This window comes from Marinobacter sp., assembly GCF_041595835.1.
Lineage (GTDB): Bacteria > Pseudomonadota > Gammaproteobacteria > Pseudomonadales > Oleiphilaceae > Marinobacter.
The window spans coordinates 1-5,623 of sequence record NZ_JBFHJO010000081.1; the positions used below are offsets into that span (position 1 = coordinate 1).

Below are 5,623 nucleotides of genomic sequence, written 5' to 3' on the forward strand. Positions count from 1 at the left end.
TCTTCCAGCGCCAGTGTCTGCTCCATCACCAACCGGATGTCGGAGTCGTCATCCACAAAGATTACGAGCGGTGTCGTCATTCCTCTGCCTTTCGCTGTTTCAGTTTCAGAATAAACTCGGCACCCGGGCCATCAGACCTGTTCTGGCCAGTCAGGCTGCCCCCCAGAGCGTCAACAATCTGTCTCGAAATAGACAAACCAAGGCCCAGGCCCTGTTTCACCGAACGGGTAGTGAAGAACGGTTCGAAAACACGCTCCGTGTTGCCCGGCAAACCGTGACCATTGTCTTTTACCACGCAGCGCCAGTACTCACCTTCTTCCGTGATCACAATGTGAATTTCCGGCTGTTCCTGGCCTTCTACGGCCTGAACGGCATTAGCTATCAAGTTGACCATAACCTGTTCAACCCGAATCAGGTCACCGTGGCACATCAACGGAACATCTGGCCGGTGCCAGCAAATATTAATGCCCTCACTGACACTCTGGGCCGTGATAATTTTAAGGGCTGCATCGACTGGCAGTCTTAAGTCCACCACCGAAGGTGGCCCTTCAGATTTTCGTGCAAACACTTTGAACTGCCGGATCAGCTCTGCCATTTTGTCGCAGAGATTCACAATCTCCCGAAGGTTGGCGTCGACCATATCGCCCGCGCCCCGCTCGAGAAATTTCCGGCTGTTGCGGGCATAAGCCTGAATGGCAGTGAGCGGTTGATTAATCTCATGATTCAAACCAGCAGACATTTGCCCAAGCACCGCCAACTTAGCCGCCTGAATCAATTCCTGCTGGGTTTCACGCAGTTCAGTTTGCGCCCGTTCCCGCTCCTGAATTTCAGCCAGCAATTGATCGTTGGAGCGCCGGAGATCGACAGTACGCTGAGCAACTCTCCGTTCCAACTGCTCACCGCGCAGAGCAAGCTCGCGCTCCCTGCGCCGCCTCTCCCGCAGATAAAGCCAGGTCAGAAAACCCGCAAGGAAAATAGCGCCACCGCCGATTAAAAAACCAGCTCGCATCCAGATCACCTGGCGAGTATCCGCCAGCACCACCAACTGCCAATCCAGCCTGGGCAAAGCTGCACTAACGGCCAGATAATCCTGCCCACCATCCTGGCTCTTAAAACGCATTCGTGCGGCCTGTTCAGACAACACCCACGGTTTTCCCTGCAAGCTAAAATCAACAGGGCTCAAATCACGCTCGGGATATCGTTGCCGGACTCTGGCCGATTTTCCCGTACCTTCTTGCGAAAAATCCCGATAGAGCCATTCCGGATAACTGGTCAGGAAACTGATTCCGTCACCATCAAGAACAACCATTTCAGCCTGGTGTTGAGTATCAGGCCGGTTCCAGTGCGATTCGATCTCATGAACCAGCACCTTGACGGCCACGACACCCAAGATATAGCCACGCTGATCCCTTACGGGATGAGAGAAATACAAGCCACGCTCAAGGGACATAGAACCCAGTGCAAAGTACACCACTGACTGGCCGGTTTTTAAGGCATCATAAAAGTAGGGACGATACGAATAGTTGCTACCAACAAAACTGTCGGGTTGGCCGAAGTTGTTGGCGGCAATAGCAAGGCCGCTGAGGTCCATCAAATAAATATCAGAACCTCCAACGATTGTGGCCATTCGCTGCATTTGCTCATTGGCTTTGAGCAATACAACGGGATCCTCCGGACGTTTGAGAGCATCAGCCAGAAGAGGATGCTGGGCAATTAACTCAGGCACCGGAAGATACCGGTTGAGTTCATTGGCAACCAACTGACGATAACGAAAAGCTTCCTGAAAATTTTCCTGCTCTAGCTGCCGGTACCCAAACCAGCCACCAAGCACCCATGACAACAACAGGGTGACCATCAGAACGACAACAACACTGATCCGATAGAGCATGGGTTCTGGTTCCGGCAAAGAGTCTAGACTAACTCCCGGAAACCGGCAGGACAACCGGCCTTCACGCCTGCTGCCCTGCTCATGAGTTACCACGTCAGGCTGCGGCCAGTCCCGGTGACCGCTTACGCTGGATCAGCATTGCCACAACGGCAAGTCCGATGCCGGCAAAATCCGTCCACAACCCACCCTCGATAGTCAGCAAGGCGGCCGCAACCAGCAGGAGGCGCACCAGAACCGGCGCAGCAGACCGGGCAAACCACCCAAGCACACCGGCCGAAAGCAAATACACACCGAAGGTTGCTGTGATCAGCGCCCGTGCAATCTCGAACCACTCAGCCTCCATCAACAGCGCACCATTGTAGAAGAACATAAAGGGCACGATAAAGGCGGCAATACCAATCCGGAATGACGCCACCGAAGTCGCCATAGCATTAGCGCCTGAGATGCCTGCAGCAGCATAAGATGCCAACGCAACCGGAGGCGTGATCGCAGAAACCACGGCGAAATAAAATACAAAGAAGTGTGCCGTGAGCGGATCAATGCCCAACTGAACCAGGCCCGGCGCTACCACCGAAGCCGCCACGGCATAAGCCGCTGTTGTTGGCATTCCCATGCCCAGCAAGATTGAGATGAACATGGCAAAAACCAGTGCCAGCAGGTTACTGTGAGCAGCAACGTCCAATAACAGAACCGAGAAGCGCGCACCAACGCCCGTCAACGAGATTACGCCAACAATAATACCGGCCGCCGCACACACAACGATGATCTGGATCGACATATAAGCCGCAATTTCAAAAGCCCGCAGAATTTCACGAATACCCATTTTATTGGGGGAAATCCAGCTCACCACTGCTGCCGAAACCGTCGCCAGAGTACCGGCTCGGATAACCGAATAGCCTTGAAACAACGCAACAATCAGAATGATGATCGGCGCAAACAGATAAACCTGCCGAACCAGCAGTTTCAGGTTCGGCAGCTCATCGCCACGCATGCCGCGCATACCAAGTTTCTTGGCTTCGAAGTCCACCATGAAAAAGACCGAAGCAAAATAAAGGATCGCAGGAATAATCGCCGCAATAGCAATATCGGTATAAGGAATACCAGTGATCTCAGCCATGATAAACGCGCCCGCGCCCATAATCGGCGGCATGATCTGCCCCCCTGTAGACGCGGCAGCTTCAACTGCGCCGGCCGATTCTTTGCTGTAACCAACCCGCTTCATCAACGGAATTGTCAGCGAACCTGTCGACACAACATTACCGGCACTGGTGCCGTTGATCATACCCATCAGGCCAGACGCAAAAATAGCCACCTTGGCTGGGCCTCCGCGCGAACGACCGGCTACGGCAAACGCGAAGTTTACAAAGTAGTCGCCCACCTTGGATGCCTGTAGAAACGCGGCAAAAATGATGAACAAAATAATGTAGGTTGAAGACACTGCGGTAGTCGGCCCCAGAATGCCCGCATCGGTGTACACCTGGCTAAAGAAACGCTGAACCGACAGGCCCGGATAACCCAAAAAGCCCGGCAGATAAGGGCCAACAAAGACATACGCAAGAAAAACCAGGCCAATGACAACCAGCGCCATACCCGCCACCCGGCGAGTCAACTCCATAATCAGGGCTGTACCAGCAACGGCCGCAAAAGAAATACCGACGGGGGCAAAGGCTGTGCCTGTAGTCATACGCATGGACGTGTTGAACACCACCAACAGGTATGAAGCTACCGTCACCGAACACACCACCAGAACGAGATCAGGCACACTGAAACGAGCGCGATCACGCTGGTGAAACCAGCTCATAACAATACCGATAGCGGAAGCCGCCAACAAAGGCCAGCCAAAGTGCCAGGTTTCCAGCTCAGCTGGAACACGGAAGGCACCCGCCTTCAGCTGCAAGTCGAAGGAATATGTCTGGTACAGCGCGTAAAAAGCGGGAATCAAAGCCACTGCGCTGATCCAGGATGTCCACCGATGACGAGCTTCGCCCTCTTCAGCAGACACAAAACGGGCACCGGCAAACAAAATAAAGCCCAGTACCAAGGCGCCGGCAACGTGCACAATCCGGAACGACCAGGTTTCCATAGGTGCCACGTTCAGCGTGTATAAATGAAACACCGAATAGGCGATGGCCAGCATAACCACAAACTTGAGCAACATACCGGTGAACAAACGGCGATTAGCCTCAACCGGTTCCTCATCCACGTTATGCGCAAGAATGTGATCTTCATTAATCGTCAGGTTTTCAGCCAATGGCTTCTCACCATCAGCGGGAAAGTGTTCTTTGGTCATGATTGGTCCTGCCTGAAGATAAGGCGGTGATTCGGTATCAACCAGGCTCCGGAGGCCGCAAGGCGCTCCAGAGCCTGTGTTTTACTACTTGATAGCGCTTGCTTCGATGGTGTAACCGTTTTCGTTAAACCAGCGGGCAGCGCCTGGATGCCAGGGCAGCACAGTATTCTTTGTATAATTTTCAGGAACAGAGAAGCGTGCAGCTTTGTGGATAGACACCATCTTCTCGTTGTTTTCCATGGTCAGCTTGGTTATCTCGTACACGAAGCTCTCCGGCATATCGCAATTCACCATCGCAAAGTTCCACATGGACACCACGCGGGAAGGCTTATCCAGAGACTGGTAAGTGGCGGCAGGAATGACAAATTCAGAAACCGGGAAGTTATCCACGATTTTCTTCACTTCCTCGTCATTCATCTCAATGATGTTTACATCAGTCTGAACCTCCAGCTGACTAACCGCAGGGATAGGAATACCCGCAGCGAAAGCCACAACATCAATCAGACCATCCTGCAACTGGCCACCCAGATCAGACCAGCTACCATTGCGGCGCTCAAACTTCACGCCCAGCGTTTCCATCATGCGGGGGAAATAAGTGTCAGACGTGGAACCTGCCGGACCAAAACCAATGGTGGCACCGTCGGGAATTTCTGAAATGGATTTAATGCCAGAGCTGGACAACGCAGTAATGGAAAACGGCGTTTCATACATCGGGAACATCGCGCAAACGTTGTCCATCTTCATACCCGGAGCCAGCGGACTTTCGCCATCCCTTGATTCACGGGCAGGGCCCATCGTCGTCAGACCGAACTTCAGGTCACCGGTGTGAACCAGCGCCATGTTCTGAACCGGACCGCCAGTAATTTCCGCACCGCCGGAGACGCCCAGATTTTCAGCAACAAAGTTTGCCCAGCCAGAGCCATAAGCGAAATAGGTGCCGCCCTGGCTTGCAGTACCGACAGTAAAACTGTCTGGCCAGCCTTCACGGTCTTGGGCAACAGCAGGTGTTGCAGCAAATACGGTTGTAGCGAACGCAGCCGCCACGATGGACTGAAGTTTCATAAAAAGGCTCCCGATATGTTTTTTTAGTTGGGTGCAGACAAGGCCATACATGACCTTCTCCACATACAACAGCAAAACCCAGGCCACCCAGAGAAAGACTTAATCAAACAATTAGTTACATAAAACAGAGGAAAAACAGAAAGGAAAAACGGGTAGAAATCCACCCATTTTTCATTGCAGTTTGGGTGGGAAAAGCCCCACTTTTTTTGGGGGAGGGGAGCGATGCACCCGATCTTTCTGGTTTTACCACCGCCCCTGCACAGTAGCCACAATCCTGCGTCCACCTGCGTTGTTCCGGTGTTCACAAAGGTAGATCCCCTGCCAAACACCCAATGCCAGCTTGCCATGGGTAATAGGGATGGTCAGTGATGGGCCAATGATCA

At 53.0% G+C, this 5,623-nt stretch carries 4 protein-coding genes; all 4 read right to left on the minus strand.

Features of this window, described 5'->3' with window-relative positions:
* Positions 1-76: 76 nt before the first annotated feature.
* A complete protein-coding gene (locus ABYA77_RS14500) occupies positions 77-1,888 on the minus strand; it encodes an ATP-binding protein (protein ID WP_372966672.1) in 1,812 nt (603 codons plus the stop codon).
* A 94-nt stretch (positions 1,889-1,982) separates the two neighbouring features.
* Positions 1,983-4,178 (minus strand): TRAP transporter permease, encoded by a 2,196-nt coding sequence (locus tag ABYA77_RS14505; protein ID WP_372966673.1) that lies wholly within the window; start codon positions 4,176-4,178, stop codon positions 1,983-1,985.
* Between the two features lie 84 nt (positions 4,179-4,262).
* A complete protein-coding gene (locus ABYA77_RS14510) occupies positions 4,263-5,240 on the minus strand; it encodes a TAXI family TRAP transporter solute-binding subunit (RefSeq protein ID WP_372966674.1) in 978 nt (325 codons plus the stop codon).
* 243 nt (positions 5,241-5,483) lie between these two features.
* Positions 5,484-5,621 carry a YjbQ family protein gene (locus ABYA77_RS14515; RefSeq protein WP_372966675.1) on the minus strand — a complete coding sequence of 46 codons (138 nt, stop codon included), beginning with the start codon at positions 5,619-5,621 and terminating at the stop codon, positions 5,484-5,486.
* Between the last annotated feature and the right edge of the window lie 2 nt (positions 5,622-5,623).

Bases quoted from the DNA above. Each gene is read 5' to 3' on its own strand.
- ABYA77_RS14510 (WP_372966674.1), bottom strand. From the start codon at position 5,240: ATGAAACTTCAGTCCATCGTGGCGGCTGCGTTCGCTACAACCGTATTT.
- ABYA77_RS14505 (WP_372966673.1), bottom strand. From the start codon at position 4,178: ATGACCAAAGAACACTTTCCCGCTGATGGTGAGAAGCCATTGGCTGAA.
- ABYA77_RS14500 (WP_372966672.1), bottom strand. From the start codon at position 1,888: ATGCTCTATCGGATCAGTGTTGTTGTCGTTCTGATGGTCACCCTGTTG.